Raw genomic sequence first — 19073 nt, 5'->3', positions numbered from 1 at the left:
TTCTCCTAACGGCTTCTAACTAAACGAACATACGCGGTATTTTCTTTTGGATAAGCAAGATCGTTACCATCACTCATATCAATAATGTACGCTTGCGATAAACTTGTACCATCGGCTGCGGTTTGTGAAGTCCAATAACGTAAGTGGCTTAATGCACTTTCACTTGGCATATTGGGGAAAAACACCTCATCAATTAATATGCTTTGCCCTTGTTTACCATAATCAATTAAACCTAAAAGCTCTGTATAAGTAGGTAACCGCCAATTTGTACCACCACAAAAATCTAAGTTATTCACTTCGTTTATATAACTTTGTACTCCACAACTCGTATCATCCGGACAAGTTGAATTGGCTGTACTGGTATCGGTAAAAGTAGTATCGCCTAAATCCCAAAAGTAATGATTTTGCCCCTCACGCAAGCTTGTATTTGGCAATACTCCTGAGGATTCACTTTTTACTTCCCATACAAGTCCAGTAACATTATCGCGTATACAGGTAAAGTCACTACTATCATCACCAACTTCATCCGCAAACTGATTAAGTTTAGTGTAATCAAACGCTAAATTACCTTTACCAACCTTATCTAAGCGGTTTGCATAGCTATCGCGTCCAAGTTCAGCATCTTGCGCTGGAAAGTCATCGCTTTCACAGTTAATGCGTTGGGTGTTGTTATAGCACTCACCAACACCACTATCGTTTATAAGCCCAAGCGCTTTTGGTGATACATCAACAAATAAAGAATCTGTATCGGTGCGTCCTTTTGAGTCGGTTACCGTTACTTCAAAGCTCAACGTGGATTCAGTATCTACATCAGAGGCAAAAAATGTCGTTGTACATTGGTCGCTATTACTTAATGTTTCGCTATTACCGGTAAGTTGTTGCCACTTACACTGATAGGTATCGGTGACAGTTTCGCTATTCGTTGCATCAAGCGTTACTTCTTCAAACTCTTCGACATTTTGATCAGCGCCTGCATTTGCATCCACTAGTTCATTTGTTTTATTAAGCGTCATTGAATATTGAGTACTCGCCTCACCGCCTTCATCATCAGTGACTGTTAGCTGCCAAGACAAATTTACGTTACTTTCTAGTAAAGGATGAGAAAAGCTAAGAGTTGACTCATTAAAGCTAGCAATATCTAAATCAGGACCTGATAGCAGTTGCCACAAGTAACTATCAATTTGGCCATTATCATCAGGATCGCTCGACTCAAGAGCGCTCAAAGTAACTGTATCTTTGTATACAGAAGGAAGTGTTTCAGGAGATGTTTGGGTAACAACAGCAAGAGGAAGTTGATTATTAGAGCTCACTGAAATAGAAATGTCGTCACTAACAGCGCTACTACCGGTGCTTTGATAGCTTACTCTTAAGATTATTTCACTATCAGTTTTTACGTCAGGGGCTGTCAATGTTTGCTCAGCGCCTTCAAGCGGAAAACCTTCTAAGCTTGGGCCGCTAACTTGTTGCCATGAAAACGTACCATCAGCGGGGGAACCTTGTGCTGTGATGGTAAATTCAGTTTTTTCGATAATTTGTAAATCGGTTCCAGCATTAACAGATGTTTCTACAACTGTATTATCGCTATCACCGCCACCTCCTCCACACGCACTCAGCAAACCGCAAGAAATGAGGGGGATTAAAGCAAACGCTTTCATACGCAGCACCTTATTATGTCAAATAATTACTATAGTGTAATTACTAGCAATAAAGATGCCATTAAAGTACTACATATATGTATCTTGATGAATGCGTACAAACAACTTCGTACCGATTTTACTGTAATCTACTTTGTATTCACGCCCATCTAAAGCTTGAATAAATAGTAATTGTTTTTCTTCGCCAAATACATCAGGGCTTCCAACATAGACTATTTCTAAATAGCGATCTTTTGCATCACGGCGGTTTTTAGGTAACTCTTCTTTAAATGGCTCTAAGCCATGTTGAGTCACTTTAATTTTAGGATGAATTTCAGAGTTTACAATCACTAAATCATGCTTTTTATCTTTATGTATTATGGTGTTTCGACCACTTTTTAAAAAGGCTCTCTCTTGACTCATTTTTCTTTCCTACAGTCGCAGCTTAATTATTAATTTGCGACGCTATAAACTGACTAGGCTCGCGCTTCCACTTATTTAAGTTAGCACTAAATGCCCAGATATCTCTATCTAACACACTGGCTGGTAATAATAAATCGTAACCGGTTAACAGTTGAAGGTGCTTAGTCCTGTTAGCAAACATAGCTATAAGACCAGTATAGCTTATCCCTTTATGGGATGTGTAATGTGTATCTTCTATAAGCCATTCTGATGGGCAATTGCCATTTTTGCAATGTTTTTGAACAACTTGCATAAATAAATTACGCTGCTCTATTAATAATTTCCCTGCAATTCGAGGCGCTATGCTTGTTAAAAAGTCATCTATGTCGTTTACCTTTATACCAACCGCATTTAATTCTAAGTAATCAAAGCCATCTTCTACTTTGGGTATACCACTGTGATGAAAGTTACTATGAGGCATACACCAAGCTCCGTACTTATGGCAATAAACGAGCTCAGACTCATTTAATATAAGGCTATGATATGGTTCTTGAGTTTTTAAATATCCAATAAAAATAGCGGCAATACACAAGCTCACTAAAAATATTTCAAGTATGCTAATCTCACCCGGCCTCAGTAAATTAAGCAACATAATAAAAACTAAACCAATTGCACCTGCAACAAGCACTTCAATTGCGTTTCGCGCACCTTGTGCCCGAAACTTAATGACATTGTTAGGTTTATCCATATTGGTAAAACACCATATAAAAAACAAGCATAATAACAGCCCAAATTATGACCTTTCTTGTTGTTATACATAAGTTACAGGTGGTTTTAAATTTCATACATTACCGCTTTTTCCTCAACAAAATAGGAACAATGAATAAATCTTATTTACTTTTACGCTTAACGCACAAATTTATGAGACACATAACCGTCTTTTCCCGGTCTTATTTCGTACAATACTTACAATTCATTTTCAGGTATGAAATCAATGTACTCAAGACAATCAGGTAAAGCACTTTTTCCATTTATTATTACGTTACTTCTAATATTTAGCGTTTATTTATATCTACCCGCTAGCCACGGCGAACAGGCCGATTTATCACAAATGTCTACTCAAGTAACAGCTCATACTGTTACTTCTCAGGAAAACGCAGTGATGATAGAAGCGATCGGTAGCGCGCGTGCAAACCAAGCAATCTATATAAAAAGTGCGCAAAACGATTATGTCACAGATATATATTTTAAAGACGGCGACTTAGTCAGTAAAGGACAAAAGTTAGTACAGTTACAAAGCCAACAAGAACAGCTTGCCGTTAAAGAGCTTGGCATTAACTTACGTGAAGAACAACGTCAGTTAGATCGCCTAACCGAACTTTCACGCTCGCAATCAACGGCAAAGTCGTTACTTGAGGAGCAGTTATCTCGTGTTGATGCAACAGAGGCCCAACTAGAAAGCGCTAAAACTAAATTAAACGAAATGACTATTAGTGCGCCCTTTTCAGGCCTGTTAGGTAAGCGTGAAATATCAATAGGTGCTTACGTAAGTAATACAACAATAATCACAACACTTGATGATATTAGTATTATTAAAGTTGACTTTAAAGTACCTGAAAAATATTTAGCACAATTAAATATGGGCATGAAAGTGCTTACGCAAAACGATGCCTATCCGGGGCAAACATTTAACGGCAAGGTAACGCATATTAGCTCGCGTATTGATTCGGTTACTCGCAGTGTTGAAGTTACAGCAAGTTTTGCCAATAAATCAGGATTACTTCGCCCTGGTATGTTACTAAATACAGCACTTGAGCTAAGCAGCAACCAAGCTTTAATGGTGCCAGAAAAAGCGGTTATACCTTTGCAAGACAAACACTTTGTTTTTCAAATTCAAGATGGGATAGCTAATAAAATTGAAGTGCATGTTGCTAGCAGAAATAATGGCTGGGTTGCTATCGACGAAGGCCTAACTGATGGCGAGCAAATTGTTACTGAGGGGCTAATAAAAATTCGCTCTGGAAGTAAAGTAAGCGTAAAGGGGTAATACGTGAAAATTACTGATACTAGCGTCAAGCGCCCCGTTTTTGCCATTGTAATTAATTTACTGCTTCTTACTTTTGGACTGGTTGCGTTTACTATGCTGCCACTTCGTGAATACCCGGATATTGAAACGCCGATTGTAAATATCAGCACTGAATACACAGGTGCTTCTGCCGAAATTATAGAAACCAAAATAACGCAAATAATAGAAAATCGAATTTCAGGTATTGAAGGTATTAAAAGTATTAACTCATCGAGTCGTAATGGACGTTCAAACATTACCATTGAGTTTGATATTAACCGCGACATAGATGCAGCATCTAACGATGTACGCGAACGTGTAGCACGTGCACTTGATAGTTTGCCGGATCAGGTACGCCCGCCAGAAGTATCTAAATCAAATAGTGATGAAAGCCCAATCGCCTGGTTTGTATTAAACAGCGAAACAATGGACTCGTTACAGCTCTCTGATTACGCGCAGCGTTTTATTGTTGACCGCTTAGCCGTAGTAGATGGTGTATCTAACGTACGTATTGGTGGTGAGCGCCAATACGCCATGAAAATTTGGCTTAACCGCCAAGCAATGGCCGCACGGGGTATTACCTCAAGCGATATTGAAAATACACTGCGTACAGAAAACGTTGAACTACCCGCCGGCGAAATAGAATCTATAGATCGTGACTTTACCGTGCGTACTGCCCGTAGTTATAAAGATCAGCGCGATTTTAAAAACCTGGTAATTAAGCGTGGTGATGAAGGTTACTTAGTACGTTTAGGTGAAGTTGCCGATGTACGTTTAGAAGCTGCCGATGACGAAAGCTTATTTCGCGGTAACGGGCGTAATATGATTGGCTTAGGTATTGTAAAACAAGCTAAAGCAAACACACTTACCGTAGTAGATAACGCGCGCAGTGAACTTGAAAAAATCAAACGTAACCTACCTGAAGGCACTACAATTCAAGACAGCTACGATTCGTCTGTATTTATTAAAGAGTCTATTAATGAAGTTTACAGCACACTTGCCATCTCTATGGGTTTAGTCGTACTCGTTATATTTTTGTTTTTAGGCAATATACGAGCAACGCTTATCCCTGCGGTCACCGTACCGGTCGCACTTGTTGGTAGCTTTATGTTTTTATTGGCAATGGGCTACTCAATTAACTTACTCACTTTACTTGCCTTAGTACTGGCCATTGGTTTAGTAGTAGATGATGCCATTGTAATGCTTGAAAACATTCACCGTCGTATTGAACTGGGTGAGCCGCCGTTACTAGCTGCATTTAGAGGCGCGCGTGAAGTAGGTTTTGCTATAGTAGCAACCACGCTTGTACTTATATCTGTGTTTGTGCCATTAGTATTTATGGATGGCCGTATAGGTGCATTATTTACTGAGTTTGCTATGGCGGTAAGTGCTGCCGTATTTTTCTCAAGTGTTACAGCACTGACTCTCGCACCAGCCTTGTGCTCTAAAGTACTTAAAGTATCAGACAAACCAAATAAATTTAGCCAATGGATGGACCGCCAGTTTACTAAAATTGAAGTAAGTTACCGTAATTCACTCTCCACCAACATAACCCGTAAATGGGGTTTAATGGTGAGCCTATTATTAGCTGGCTTTGTTAGTTACTCGTTGTTTTTACAAGTTCCTTCTGAGCTAACGCCAAAAGAAGATCGTGGCACGTTCTTTATTATGATGAGCGGCCCTGAGGGCGCAAGTTACGAAAATAACGCCGCTAATATGGCTAAAATTGAAGAGCGCTTAATGCCTTACTCGCAAGCCGGTGAGCTAAGTCGCGTACTTGTTCGAGTGCCTGGCTGGGGTGGCAGCGGCGGTGTTGCGATTGTGGGTATGGCCGATTGGGATAAACGCAAACGCTCAACGTGGGAAGTAATGGATGAAATAAGCGGTAAAATGCAAGAAGTTACCGATGTTCGTGCATTTGCCATTATGCGCCGTGGTATTGGTGGTGGTGGTTCATCTCGCCCAATTGAGTTTGTACTACAAGGTAATGATTATGCACAACTAGCCGATTGGCGTGACCGTATAATTAAGCGTGCTGAACAAAACCCAGGTTTAGTAAGAATCGATCATGATTACAAAGAAACCTTCCCGCAGTTTTTAGTCAGCATAGATAAAAACAAAGCTGCCGATTTAGGCGTTTCGGTATCTGATGTAGGCCGTACACTAGAAACAATGCTTGGCCAGCGCCGTGTTACGACCTTTATTGACCGCGGTGAAGAATACGATGTGATTTTAAAAGGGACAAAAGAAGATTTTACCAATCCTACTGATATTTCAAATATATACCTTAAATCACGAAGCGGTGAACTAGTTCCACTTGATAGCCTTATCAGCTTAAAAGAAGAAGCAACAGCCTCACGCTTAAACCGTTACAACCGTATGCGCGCAATTACATTAAGCGCCAACTTAGCTGATGGCTATACACTTGAGCAAGCGCTTAACTTTTTAAACGAAGTAGCCGCGCAAGAAAACGATATAGATGGCGCAGTAGATTACAAAGGTGAGTCGCAGCTTTATTACGAAGGCGCATCAGCGATGACCTACGTATTTATACTTGCACTTACCGTTACCTTTTTAGTACTTGCTGCGCAGTTTGAAAGCTTTATGCACCCGTTTGTCATTATGCTTACCGTACCGCTTGGTTTAATGGGCGCTATGTTTGGGCTTTGGGCTACAGGACTTACCTTAAATATTTACAGCCAAATAGGTATTGTCATGCTCATAGGCTTAAGTGCTAAAAATGGTATTTTGATTGTAGAATTTACTAACCAATTACGCGATAAAGGCGTTGAGTTTAGTGAAGCAATACTACAAGCAGCTACCCAGCGCCTTCGCCCAATAATAATGACCTCACTAACAACCGTTATGAGCTCTGTTCCCTTGGTTTTTGCTTCAGGCCCCGGCGCTGAAAGCCGTATGGTAATTGGTGTAGTTGTGTTTACAGGGGTTATTGTATCTACCCTGCTGACTCTTTTTGTTGTACCTGCTGCGTATTATGCTCTATCGAAAAATACACAGTCACCTGAGTTTTTACAACAAAAGCTGAATAAACAAGCTGCTGAAAAGCCTTTCGAAGAGATCTAATCTCTTTATTGCGCCGTAACCTTGTTGTTGCGGCGCATACAATTTATGCTCGCCTTTAAACTCCATATACATTTTAGGAATACTTATGAGCTCAACAACGCAAGTAGCAACATTTGGTGGCGGCTGTTTTTGGTGTATAGATGCAGCATTTAGACGTGTAAATGGCGTATTAGATGTGAGTTCTGGCTATACCGGTGGCGAAACCGACACCCCAACCTATAATTCTGTATGCTCTGGCACAACTGGGCACGCTGAGGTTGTTAAAATTGAATTTGATACTACTGTAGTTAGCTTTGAAACACTTTTAGCAATGTTTTTCACTTTGCATGATGCAACACAATTGAATCGCCAAGGTAACGATATAGGCACACAGTACAGAAGCGTTGTTTACTATCACGATGAAGCCCAACTAAAGCAAACCAATGAAATGATAGCTCAACTGCAAAGCCATGTGAGTGAGCCAATTGTGACAGAAGTCAGCCCTGCCACTACGTATTATCCAGCAGAGCATTATCATCAAGATTACTATAACGAAAACCCACAGCAGGGTTACTGTAGTATTTTAATAGCACCTAAATTACATAAGTTTGAAACCGTCTTTAAAGAGTTCTTAGCTGGCTAGCTAATTTGAGTAGTTAAATTGATTAGTTAAACTTAGCTACACATTAAAAAGCCCGACATAAGTCGGGCTTTTTAATATTAATAAATACCGTTAAAACTGGTAGCTTGCGCCTGCAAAAAAGCGACGCTCTGGAGTGTTGTAGTAATACACTTGACCCGTTGTAAAATCAGTATTTGAATCAACAGCGTTATACTCTTTATCAAATAAGTTTTCTACACGAAGCGAAACTTCAATATGCTCATTTACTTGATAATTACCCGCTAAGTTCCAAAGCGTGTATGATCCTAAACGCGTCACAGCACCTTGTCGGTCGCTACGGTATTGCATGTCTAAGCTTGCATCAAAAGCACCAAACTGTTTTGCAAGTTCCCAGTTAAAAGTACGTTTAGCAACATTACGTAACTCTGCGCCCGTTTCTTCGTCTTCAGCGCTTAAGTAAGCAAAGTTAAGGTTGCTATCAAAACCAAAAAACTGCTGAGATAAGCTAAATTCAACCCCTTCATAACGTGCTTCATCGATATTAGCTAATGCAAAGTTTGCATCGTAATCAATTTTATCTTCTATATCGTTTCTAAATATTGCAACATCAACTTGCGCAATATCAAAGTCCACACTCAAACCTAGCTCACGGTTTACTGATTTTTCAGGCTGTAAATCAGGGTTACCATAAAGTGGGAAATATAAATCGTTAAATGTAGGGGCTTTAAAGCCAGTACTTTGGCTTATACGAAATGTTGCATCTTCAGATAAATGATAACCTGCAGCGGCTGTATACGTTGTTTCGTCGCCAAATTGCTCGTCGTCATCTTGGCGAACAGTTAAATTAGCCAATACTTTATCTGCATCGTAGTAAGCACCTACAAACACGGCAAGTACATCTCGGCTGTCTTCAACAAATAGTTGCGAACTATGAGATACATCATCGTTGTACCAATTGATACCACCACTAATGTTAAGATCATCAGATAATAGGTATTGGCCGTTATAATCCATTTGTGTGCGTTTAGTTATAAAAGTACTTGTTGTTGGTCCAACTGAAAAATCAACATATGTATTGTCTGAATCATCCGTTGCTAGCGCTAAATCAATACTGTGCGTTTGGTTAGTGTAGTTTTTACTCCAACCTGCAGAAAGCTGATAGTTTTTAAAATCATCTCGTTCAATCGTACTGTCGGCTGGGCTAAAGCGGCTGTCGTAATCTGCGAAACCTTCACTGTATTGACCTAATAACTTAAAGTCGCCGTAGTGTGCATCAGTATAATTTACTTTAAAACCAAGATTTTTATTTTCATAGCCATCTTCATCTGGTGCTACGCCTTGCAGTACATCAAAGTTATCTGTTTTTTCAAAGCCTGCATTAAATGCTGTTGTTATATCGCCTGATTTTACAGAGCCTGCCACTTGATAATTTTGGTAAGAATCAGAACCAAACGTAGCACTCACAGATAAGTTATCTGATTCACGCGTTATAATGTTAATTACGCCAGCAAGTGCATCAGAGCCGTAAACAGCCGCGCGAGAACCCTTAATAATTTCAATGCGTTCAATACTATTTAAAGGGACATTATTTAATGCTTTTTGACCAAGTGTTGCTGAGCCTGTACGTACACCGTCAATCAAAATTAGCGTATCGCCAGAGCCAGTACCACGAAGTGACACACCTGTATTTTGGCCAAAACCACCGTTTGGATTAACCTGAAAACCAACTCGCGTGCTTAATAAGGTTGGTAAATCGCGTACGTTGCTTGCTTCTATTTCTGCACGCTCAATAACATTTACACTTGCTAAAACGTCATTGATTGATTGCTCAAATTTATTAGCTGTAACGGTTATTTTTTCAATTGATTGCTCTGCGCCAGACACAGAAAATGAAAGCGCAGCAGAAATAGCAACGCCTAAAGTTGTTTTGTTTAACATGATGTCCCCTACCTTTGCCCACCGCAAAGATTTAAGTAAGTAAGATTGCATCAAGGCCGGTCTCCGGACTCAGTAAGCACATCAAAATATGCAATACTTTACCGTTGCGGGGGCAGTGTTGGGCTTGTAGTCATCATGAAAACGCACCAACTTCCCGATTATCCTGCTAAAAAAATCATTACATGAAGTGGCTAGCAAGCACCTTGAAAATATGTCGCTATTGTGAGTATTTTGTTTACAAATGTCAATGGACGTCTATACAGCTAAAAACCTTTAAAATGCAGTTAGGGGCTAGTATAGTTTGAAGAAACTCCATATTTATCAAGTAGCTTCTGAAGTAGTATTTGTGCAGTAGGTAAGCTTAGTATTTCATCCATTTTATTACTAGTGATCTTATTTGATTTAGAGTTAACTAAAAAGTGCGTTTTATAAACGGCATCTGGTACGTTACTTTTATAGAGTAAATCCATATTAAAAGTATTTTGATTTTTAAAATATTGGTAAGCAATATTATTTAAAACACCTACTTCCGCGCGCTTTAATAGCAGCATTTTAACCACATTGAATTCATCAATGGTTAAACTTACCTGATGTTCCTCACTTAAAAATTCGGCATCGGTATTAAATCCAGCAAATTGATACGAGTACCCCAATACCCCAACCTTTGTTAATGACGTAATGTCGTCAAAGTAAGCTTGCTCATTTGTATTTTCTTTAAGCGTATAAAGCTCATTTTTGGTAATGGTATAAAATTCGGTTTTTTTAATATTCTCTTGCGCTGATTGTGGGATCCATTGCAGTGCCATTAAAAATAAAACATCAAAATTATTTTTTTCAACTGACAAAGCAAGCCTTTTTACAGGTAGAGACTCAAGTACGAAGTTAAACTCCTGCTGTGCGCCGTTTAAAATCTTAATAAACTCAGGAGCAAAACCCTGTTTTTTTTGCGCATTAATAATAATGGGAAAGTAGCCATCTTCAACCAGTACATCAATATCAACTGTTTTTGATAAGCTTGGTTTGGTAAATGTAAGCAAAACAAATAACAAAAATAATTGATGACGTTTCATTTTAATACCTTCTAGTGTGAAGTACTTAATTGCATGTGATTAAATATAATAGCTTAAATATCAAAAAGGAGATTAATACATACGGGAGTATCTAGGCAATAAAGAGGGATAATAGTGAGATATTTAAAAAGAGTAAGTAGCTTCAATCTGTCTGTAAGTATAAACAGATTAAAGCATGCTTAATTTAAAACTATTTATTAATTAATCGCGGAAATTTTTAAACTGAAAAGGCTGACCTAGCTCAGCACTGCGCACTACTTGCATAGCCTCTTGAAGATCGTCACGTTTTTTACCCGTTACACGTACTTCTTCGCCTTGGATAGCAGCTTGAACTTTAACTTTAGAGTCTTTAATGGCTTTAACTACTTTTTTAGCCATGTCCTTTTCGATACCTTGCTTTAAGCCAACGTTACGAAATACATTTTTACCTGCACGGGTAATATCTTGAAGCTCTAAGCTTGATACATCCATACCACGCTTAGATATTTTGTTAGCTAAAATATCAAATAATTGCATAACCTGAGAGTCTGCTTCAGCTTTAAGCTTAATTGTTTTGTCATTTAGCTCAATAGATGCATCAACGCCTCTAAAGTCAAAGCGAGTCTCTAGCTCACGATTTGCATTATCAACTGCGTTTTTAGCTTCGTTCATTTCTACTTCAGATACAATATCAAATGAAGGCATTGGTTTGCTCCTAACTATTTAATCTTAATTTTATGTGGCAATTATAACGCTAAAATTATAAATCTTTACATTTTTCTGCATCTTGTTCAGGTGCGATATTAAATTAGTTTGATATACTTGCGCCTCTTTTTTAAGCGATTTTAGGATTTGTCGTGACAAGGCGTGTTTATCAAGCAATTTTTTTAATCAGCATAGTAGCTTTTACCTTTTTATTTGCCAAAGAAATAAAAGGTGGCGTTGTAAATTTATTTCCTCATGTTGATAAAGTCGCCCATTTTGGGATTTTTTTTATACTAGCCATAATAATGGATAAAGCGTTTAAGCTTCCTTTATATGCGCAAATACTTTTATTGGCAGGTTATGGCGCCTCTATAGAAATAATGCAAGACGCACTTCCATATAGGCAAGCATCACTCGGTGATTTTTTTGCTGATTTTGCAGGTGCCGCAAGCTACTTTTTACTTAGAGTAATTTTTACACCTCGAAAAAAGAACCCATATGGCTAATATTTTAATTGTCGGCGATGGTGCTATTGGCTTATTGATGAGCCACTTTCTAAGTGCGTCGCATAATGTCAGTATTTTAACTCGTAAAAACCCAACAAACACTCGCTTTTACAGCAGAGGAAAGGGTGCATCTAAAAAAATTGACGCACAATTTATTGCATTAAATCAGCTAAATAAAGCGGCTGAATTTGATGTTGTTTTATTTACCGTTAAAGCCTTTCAAGTACTTGATGCATTTACACAAATAAAGCCATTTTTACCAAATCATTGCTCTGTTGTACTTTCGCATAACGGAATGGGTAATGTTGATGAGGTAAATAGCCAGCTAAGCACTCACCAAGCACTCTACTTTTTAACGACAAGCATAGCGGGCTTTAAATCAAACCAATACATTGTGCAGCACACTGGTGAGGGACAAAGTGTTATTGGTGCTTGTAATGAATTAGCTTTTCAAAATAGCGCGCCAATAGCTGATATTTTTAAAGTAATACCCAGCCTAAAGTTTACTAATAACATTCAGCAGCTTCGTTTTGAAAAACTACTCGTAAATATTGCCATTAACCCATTAAGCGCTTTAAGTAATGTAAAAAATGGTGAGTTACGCGCACCTAAGTACAACGCTATAATTTTTAATGCCCTCACTGAAGCATGCAATATAGCAAACGTACAAGGGCTTAATATCCCATTGATTAAAGCACTTAATACCGCTTATAAAATAATGGAATTAACGTCTGACAATTACTCTTCAATGCAGCAAGACGTAGCGCATTGCAGAGAAACTGAAATATCAGCTATATGTGGCTATATTAGCCAACAAGGTAAACTTCACGGTATTCCTACACCTTACAACGATGAGTTGTTTGTCAAAATTCAGGCAAAAAAAAGCGTGGTATAAACCACGCTTATATAAATTCTTAACTTTAAGACGACAAACCTTATGGGCGGTAAACTTTTACCGTTTCAAAGCCTTGTTCGTGCAGCATAAGTGCCTGTAGTTGGCTCATTACGCCTCGATCACAATATAAATAGTAGTCGGTGTCTTTTGGTAAATCACCAAACTTAGTCGCCAGACGGAAGAACGGTAAATGAACCACTTCAACACCGTCGATTGCAAGCGGTGCAGCTTCTTCTTCTTCTGGTGAGCGAATATCAACTACCACAGAGCCTACAGGCAAATCAGCAACCGATTCAGCTTCTTTAAGTTCTTGTTTGGCTTCTACGTCAATATCACGCACGTCCATTATACGTGCGTTGTTTACAACGGTATCAAGTACATCAAAGTCGAACTTTTCTTCTTCACCAAGAATAACGTCTATTTTGGCTTTAACCGTTGGCTTTTTAGAAATAACACCACAGTATTCAGGCATTGTTTCTGCCATTTCGGCCGTACCAATTTGACGAGCAATATTAATAATTTCTTGCTTATCGTGTTGAATAAGCGGGCGTAAAATAAGCGTTTCAGTAACACGGTCAATCACGTTTAAATTCGCTAATGTTTGACTAGATACTTGGCCAATACTTTCGCCAGTGACAAGTGCTTGAATGTTTAACTTTTGCGCAACCACACTCCCTGCGCGCATCATCATACGTTTAAGTACAACACCCATTTGACTGTTTTCAACGTTTTCTAAAATTTCAGCAACAACAGGTTCAAAATCAACCGTTACAAATTTAACTTTATGTGTAGAGCTGTATTTTTTCCATAAGTAGTAGCTTGCTTGCTTAACGCCAATTTCGTGCGCTGCGCCACCTAGATTAAAGAATAAAAAGTGTGTGCGTGCGCCTTTTCGAATCATTTGGTAACTTGCTACGCCAGAGTCAAAACCACCCGACATAAGCGAAAGCACATCTTCTTGAGTTGGCAAAGGAAAACCAGCCATACCAAAATGTGTATGAGAAACAATGTAAGCTTTATCGTCTTTTACTTCTAGGCGTATTGTTACTTCTGGGCGGCTAAGCTTTACGCTTGCGCCTTCAATATGCTGATTTAATCCACCACCAACATAACGCTCTAAATCAGTTGAGGTAAAATCGTGTTGCCCTATGCGCTTAGCACGAACACAAAAGGTTTTACCTACAATAGTATGACCAACTAAAGCGATGGTTTTTTGATAAATATCATCAAGAGTTTCAAATTGTGTTTCGGTTACTTCAATAAATTGAACAATGCCAGGGATGCGTTTAAGGCTATCGATAAAATCAAGGCGAACTTGCGCGTCTTCAAGCTTTGTAACAACTGAAATGTTATCCCAGTTATTTCTTACTTGTACTTTTTCGTCAACACGGCGCAATACAATTTTAATGTTATTTTCTAACACTTTAGTAAAGCGTTTACGGACTGAACGGCTTTTAATGGCTATTTCAGGATGTAGTTTGACGATAAATTTAAGCATAGTTCACTCTTAGACTGCGGGAATTCGCGCTCCCAGGCATTTGGCGCGGGATTATAGCAAAAAATTCAGCGCCTAGGAAACAGCCTATTACTATCGATTAAACTACAGCTAGGGCCTGTTTATCTTTCGAGGTTAAATTTGCAGCAGTGTGTTTGGTATTTAGGCAAGGCAGAGCCTATGTAGTGTGGTTATTCCCCATAAATAGGCGATAACTTAGCATAAATACCAAACAAGCGCTGCCCAAAGGGTTCAGCCTAGGGGCGATTAACTCTTTGTTGCTTGGTTTTTACTTAGCCCACTAGGTTACAAACCTCGCGTCGCGATTTAATCGCCCCTAGATTGAACAAATTTTAATCCTGAAAGGTCAACAGGCCCTAAGGCTTGTTGCGCTAATTCAGTATATTTTTCACGTAGCAGGTTCATTTTATCAATGCTTTTATCGGTACTGTACGCTCTAAATAATGTAAGTACTTTTAAAATGCCATGATATATATCTTGCTCAGCAAGCGTACCACTTGGCCTACGGGCTTTAATATAAGGCGTCCAAAAACTAACCGTTAACTTTAGTGTATGTGCTAAATCAATGACATCTTGCTCATCAATAGCAATCATTTCACTGTCGCGAAGTCCTAAAATAATTTTACGAACTTGCTCTAACAACTCTAACTGAAAATCAATATAAGCTTGTTTTAAATCAGCATCTCTAGAGAGAATATCCCCGAGATTATCGTAAAAAAAATGATAGCGCCACATCAGCTCAAATAACGAATCTAGGTAAGCCGTTAAATGATTAAATGCATCATCATCTTTATTAATAGGTTTAAAGTGAGTATTTAAATGATCGCGATACAGCGCAAAAATATGACGGATAATGTCTTCTTTATTTTTAAAATGATAATAAAGATTACCCGGGCTCATCCCTAAGTTTGATGCAATATGATTTGTCGTTATTGCACGCTCACCATTTTCGTTAAACAACAAAATACTGGTGTGTATTATTTTATCCTTGGTATTCATATGCTAATACTCAAATTATCTATAGGCTACATTACACTCAAAAGAGGTAAACAGTATAAACAAATATGAATCATTAAAACACTCCCACCATGGACTGACCTGTTTAAAGAAAGTAAGTGTTTATATGCTTTTTTAGCTAGGCTGCTTTGTGGCATAAACACTGTTAAACTAGCGCTAAAATAATAAATAGTGAACATTATGAAAGTTATTGCAATTTACCCGGGCACCTTTGATCCACTAACTAATGGGCACACAGACCTTATTCAACGTGCAGCTAAAATGTTTGATACTGTATTAGTTGCGGTTGCTAATAACCCAAGTAAAAAACCCTGCTTTAACCTTGAAGAACGTGTTGAGCTTGCAAACTCTATTTTAAGCCACATAGATAATGTTAAGGTGATTGGTTTTTCTGGTTTATTGGCTGATCTTGCACGCGATCACAATGCTAATGTGCTTATTCGCGGTATTAGAGCGGTCTCTGATTTTGACTATGAATTTCAATTAGCTAACATGAACCGCCGCCTGAACCCCGACTTAGAAAGTGTATTTTTAACACCCGCAGAGCGAAATTCATTTATTTCATCAACACTCGTCAAAGAAGTCGCTCGCCATAATGGTGATGTAAGCGAGTTTGTAGACCCTGTAATTGTTAAAGCGCTAAAAACTAAATTGGGCTGTGGTGCCAGTTAATAATAAATAAGGCCTGTTAGCACTGAAATCTATTACTAATAGGCCCTTTTATTAAACACTTTATTTAGCTTTCCTTCTAACCAAGCAAGTTTTAAAACATCTTTACCTATAAAGAAAACTAAAACCATGGTCAAATCTGTAAAATTTATACCTACTATGTACACCCACCAGAACCACCAAAATTCATAATGGTGCATAACATCATTATCTATATACATTGCAAAAAATAGTGAGGTGTTTATACCTAAACCAAATAATAAATAAATGTATACGCTGCTAATCTTTATAAAAAAACCAGATAAAATAATAACAAATAGAGTAATAATATCGAATAAGAAAAAATCGAAGTAAGTAATCGCGTCCATATCAATAAACATACTAGAAGAGTAAGAAAGTGCCATGATGAAAGATAGCCAAACAATGCTTTTATCTGCGCTATTTATCGAACTTGCTAAAGAATATAAAAAAGCCATCAAAAAGCCCCATTGTACAAAAATACCTATATAAAAAGAGATATTTGTATTTAAAAGTAGCTCAACCATTTTACTCCAACACTAGATAAAAAATTATTATACCGCTTTACATATTACGGCAACATCAAATAAAGGCACAAAATCACTCTTCTTTTAAGTTGAGCTTTACTGCCTCAGCGATCTAAACTTAACTTTCTAACACATCTTAAAAGCTTGTTTAAGCCTAAAAAATCCTTATTGATGATTAATACCAATGCCATTGTAAAGTCGACAAAATACATTCCAAAAATATAAACAGTCCAAAACCACCAATAGTAAAGAGTACCTGCAATTTCAATATCGTAGTGCATACCTAAAAATAAACATGCATTAATAAAAAGGCCTACAATTAAATAGGAGAAAGCAATTGGTACTAATTTTTTATATATAAATCGCCAAAGTATCAGGGCGCTAATAGTAGCAAGATCATAATAGAAGTAATTTAGGTGAGGATTTTCAATAAGTGGATCCATGAAAAGACTAGATATATATGAGACCATCATTATAAATGAAAGATGCGTTCTACTTTTATCATTTTTATTAATACTCTCTGATAGATTATATAAAAATGCGATTAGGAAGAACCATGTAAATAGTATTGCTACGTTATACCCTAAATCTACCAGAGCCCAAAGTATGTCAGCCATCAACTGTCCTTTTCAAGCTAGTAATCAAACCATTTTTAAATTTCATCAAGTATAAAAAATCTTTGTTTATAAAAAATATAGCTACCATTATAAAATCAGCAGCGTTGACCCCTATTGCGTAAGCATTCCAAAGCCACCAGTAGCTTGTATTATTTGATATATAGATGTCGTAATGCATGAGAAAGTGTAGAGCTGAGTTTATAGCTAAACCAGTAATAATATATAAATAGGTAATACCATCATGCCAGAGCCGCCTAAGGGAAATAATAACTAGGAGAGTTAAAATATCGGAAAACAAAAAATCTAGATAAGTTACCGTATCCAGATTTGTAAATATACTAAATGAATATGAAATACTCATAACCAAAGACAAATACACTCTTTCTTTATTAGGCTTATTAATCGAATGAGCAAGGGAGTACAAAAAGGCCATAAGGAATCCCCATTGTACAAATGCACCTATGTACAAAGAAACTGTTGGGCTAATTATGAGTTCACTCATTATTCTTAAGATTTTTTTTATTCAAATTAATAATTTTTAAAGGCGACATTTTTATAAGATTTTTATTAAGTATTAGCGAGAGCATCATCAATACATCTATTAAAGTACTCCCAACAGAATAAAAACTCCAATACCACCACTCATCTAAGTGGTAAAGAATATATAGATCGTAATGCATTACTGATGCGAGGAGGCTATTAATGACTAAACCTATCAGAATAAAATTGGCACTTGGGCAACATTTAATAAAGTCAATTTTTATAAAAAAGAGTATCGCTACTATGGTAAGAAAATCATATAAAATCCAATCTAAATAAGGAGCATTCAATATAGTAAAGTATCCACTTAAAAAATATGAACACAACATAATGCTTGATGTAATGAGAAGGGATTTATTTTTAATATTGACACTAGATACTAAGCAGTACAAAAAGGCCATTAAAAAGCCCCATTGTGTAAAAGCATTTATATAATCCAGAAAAGCACCAGTTAAGTACATTTTAAACTAGGTTACTTTATGGGTATCGTTTGACTTGAAGTAGCTGAGGATTTTGTTCTTTAATTTATGAAGACCGAGGAAGTCTCTATCAACAATTAATGCGACTATCATAATTAAGTCCATTAAATTAACTGCGTATGTATAAACATCCCAAAAAAACCATCGTTCCATATTTCCGAATATATACATATCTAAATACATACAAAAAAAGAAAATCGAATTTATAGACAATCCAACAATTAAATACAAAAAAGAAGGTGTTGTTTTTTCTGTTATTTTATATATACATATTAACGCTAAAATAGTAGAAATATCATACAAAGCCCAATCCAAGTATATTGAGTTTTTAATAGAAAGCCATGTATAGAAGTAGTCAGATAAAGTATAAGATATCATCATAATAAATGAACTGAGCAGAAGAGTTGTACCTCTTTTTACATCTAATGAGTATACAAACACATTAAAAAAGAAAGTCATCAGAAATCCCCACATCGTAAAAGCAGACAGTGAGAACAACCCAAAAAGCTCAGTTAGAATCATTTAAAACCTTAAATTATTACTTTGGTCTGACAGGCATTACACTGCCCCCGCCGCGTTGTAAGCTATCACCACTTGCTGCAGCAATAGCCTCTTGAGAAATGCTTACTGTATCAGATTGCAGGGTTTTAGGGCTAGCAGTTTGTTCCATTGCAGGCTTTAATTGTTGTGTTTTGTTGTATGCTTGCATTTGTACTTGGCTATTAGCTGAAACTTGCATGTGATTGATCCTTGTAAAAGTTTTAATTATATCTGGTGCAACTTTTAACCACATTATTATGTAGATAAATGC

18 protein-coding genes and 1 riboswitch are annotated in these 19073 nt (G+C 37.3%); of the genes, 6 read left to right on the top strand and 12 right to left on the bottom strand.

The features are described from left to right. Positions 1 to 5: 5 nt before the first annotated feature. The 3 genes from I6E82_RS02365 to I6E82_RS02355 form a co-directional block, all read right to left on the bottom strand. Positions 6 to 1655, bottom strand: coding sequence for an Lcl C-terminal domain-containing protein (locus I6E82_RS02365; RefSeq protein WP_007581674.1), 1650 nt, complete (start codon positions 1653 to 1655; stop codon positions 6 to 8). Between the two features lie 69 nt (positions 1656 to 1724). Beyond that, a complete protein-coding gene (locus I6E82_RS02360; RefSeq protein ID WP_007581673.1) occupies positions 1725 to 2057 on the bottom strand; it encodes a hypothetical protein in 333 nt (110 codons plus the stop codon). A 22-nt stretch (positions 2058 to 2079) separates the two neighbouring features. Further along, positions 2080 to 2784: a DUF2982 domain-containing protein gene (locus I6E82_RS02355; protein WP_197116615.1), complete on the bottom strand. Its 705-nt coding sequence runs from the start codon at positions 2782 to 2784 to the stop codon at positions 2080 to 2082. A 246-nt stretch (positions 2785 to 3030) separates the two neighbouring features. Here I6E82_RS02355 and I6E82_RS02350 point away from each other — a divergent pair, with 246 nt between their 5' ends. The 3 genes from I6E82_RS02350 (at position 3031) to msrA (ending at position 7807) form a co-directional block, all read left to right on the top strand. Continuing rightward, positions 3031 to 4083: an efflux RND transporter periplasmic adaptor subunit gene (locus I6E82_RS02350; protein ID WP_024590017.1), complete on the top strand. Its 1053-nt coding sequence runs from the start codon at positions 3031 to 3033 to the stop codon at positions 4081 to 4083. A gap of 3 nt (positions 4084 to 4086) precedes the next feature. After that, a complete protein-coding gene (locus tag I6E82_RS02345) occupies positions 4087 to 7185 on the top strand; it encodes an efflux RND transporter permease subunit (protein WP_010553194.1) in 3099 nt (1032 codons plus the stop codon). Positions 7186 to 7270: 85 nt separating this feature from the next. After that, positions 7271 to 7807, top strand: coding sequence for a peptide-methionine (S)-S-oxide reductase MsrA (gene msrA / locus I6E82_RS02340; RefSeq protein WP_197110885.1), 537 nt, complete (start codon positions 7271 to 7273; stop codon positions 7805 to 7807). Positions 7808 to 7897: 90 nt separating this feature from the next. Here the strand turns inward: msrA and I6E82_RS02335 are convergent, their stop codons facing one another. The 3 genes from I6E82_RS02335 to I6E82_RS02325 all read right to left on the bottom strand — a co-directional run bounded on the left by I6E82_RS02335 (position 7898) and on the right by I6E82_RS02325 (position 11478). Further along, on the bottom strand, positions 7898 to 9724 hold the full coding sequence (locus tag I6E82_RS02335) for a TonB-dependent receptor domain-containing protein (RefSeq protein WP_197116613.1): 1827 nt from the start codon (positions 9722 to 9724) through the stop codon (positions 7898 to 7900). A 37-nt stretch (positions 9725 to 9761) separates the two neighbouring features. Next, a riboswitch (cobalamin riboswitch) is annotated at positions 9762 to 9945 on the bottom strand. A gap of 63 nt (positions 9946 to 10008) precedes the next feature. Next, a complete protein-coding gene (locus tag I6E82_RS02330) occupies positions 10009 to 10794 on the bottom strand; it encodes an ABC transporter substrate-binding protein (RefSeq protein ID WP_197110883.1) in 786 nt (261 codons plus the stop codon). A 201-nt stretch (positions 10795 to 10995) separates the two neighbouring features. Beyond that, positions 10996 to 11478: a YajQ family cyclic di-GMP-binding protein gene (locus I6E82_RS02325; RefSeq protein ID WP_007377833.1), complete on the bottom strand. Its 483-nt coding sequence runs from the start codon at positions 11476 to 11478 to the stop codon at positions 10996 to 10998. Between the two features lie 152 nt (positions 11479 to 11630). Here I6E82_RS02325 and I6E82_RS02320 point away from each other — a divergent pair, with 152 nt between their 5' ends. Both I6E82_RS02320 and I6E82_RS02315 read left to right on the top strand, forming a co-directional pair. Beyond that, positions 11631 to 11984, top strand: coding sequence for a VanZ family protein (locus I6E82_RS02320; protein ID WP_007581666.1), 354 nt, complete (start codon positions 11631 to 11633; stop codon positions 11982 to 11984). Further along, on the top strand, positions 11977 to 12879 hold the full coding sequence (locus tag I6E82_RS02315; protein WP_197110881.1) for a ketopantoate reductase family protein: 903 nt from the start codon (positions 11977 to 11979) through the stop codon (positions 12877 to 12879). Before I6E82_RS02320 ends, I6E82_RS02315 begins: the two co-directional genes overlap by 8 nt. Before the next feature lie 40 nt (positions 12880 to 12919). Here the strand turns inward: I6E82_RS02315 and thiI are convergent, their stop codons facing one another. Together thiI and I6E82_RS02305 are read right to left on the bottom strand one after the other, a co-directional pair. Next, on the bottom strand, positions 12920 to 14377 hold the full coding sequence (gene thiI / locus I6E82_RS02310) for a tRNA uracil 4-sulfurtransferase ThiI (RefSeq protein WP_197116611.1): 1458 nt from the start codon (positions 14375 to 14377) through the stop codon (positions 12920 to 12922). A 324-nt stretch (positions 14378 to 14701) separates the two neighbouring features. Further along, the gene (locus I6E82_RS02305) at positions 14702 to 15394 is read right to left on the bottom strand and encodes a TetR/AcrR family transcriptional regulator (RefSeq protein ID WP_024592300.1); all 693 of its coding nucleotides are present in this window, start codon (positions 15392 to 15394) and stop codon (positions 14702 to 14704) included. Positions 15395 to 15592: 198 nt separating this feature from the next. Here I6E82_RS02305 and coaD point away from each other — a divergent pair, with 198 nt between their 5' ends. Further along, the gene (gene coaD / locus I6E82_RS02300) at positions 15593 to 16084 is read left to right on the top strand and encodes a pantetheine-phosphate adenylyltransferase (RefSeq protein ID WP_007581661.1); all 492 of its coding nucleotides are present in this window, start codon (positions 15593 to 15595) and stop codon (positions 16082 to 16084) included. 35 nt (positions 16085 to 16119) lie between these two features. On the opposite strand, the gene I6E82_RS02295 is transcribed toward coaD, so the two are convergent. From I6E82_RS02295 to I6E82_RS02285, 4 genes are all read right to left on the bottom strand, one after another. Beyond that, positions 16120 to 16626: a hypothetical protein gene (locus tag I6E82_RS02295; protein WP_197116609.1), complete on the bottom strand. Its 507-nt coding sequence runs from the start codon at positions 16624 to 16626 to the stop codon at positions 16120 to 16122. A 104-nt stretch (positions 16627 to 16730) separates the two neighbouring features. Next, positions 16731 to 17243 (bottom strand): hypothetical protein, encoded by a 513-nt coding sequence (locus I6E82_RS02290; protein WP_197116607.1) that lies wholly within the window; start codon positions 17241 to 17243, stop codon positions 16731 to 16733. A gap of 1007 nt (positions 17244 to 18250) precedes the next feature. Continuing rightward, a complete protein-coding gene (locus tag I6E82_RS19800) occupies positions 18251 to 18784 on the bottom strand; it encodes a hypothetical protein (RefSeq protein WP_231616848.1) in 534 nt (177 codons plus the stop codon). Positions 18785 to 18800: 16 nt separating this feature from the next. After that, complete coding sequence (locus tag I6E82_RS02285) at positions 18801 to 19001, bottom strand: hypothetical protein (RefSeq protein ID WP_197116605.1); 201 nt, start codon at positions 18999 to 19001, stop codon at positions 18801 to 18803. Between the last annotated feature and the right edge of the window lie 72 nt (positions 19002 to 19073).

This window comes from Pseudoalteromonas sp. NZS11 (assembly GCF_015864765.1).
Classification (GTDB): Bacteria; Pseudomonadota; Gammaproteobacteria; order Enterobacterales; family Alteromonadaceae; genus Pseudoalteromonas; species Pseudoalteromonas arctica.
The sequence above is the reverse complement of the archived record's forward strand: the minus strand, read 5'-3'. Positions and strand labels throughout refer to the sequence as shown.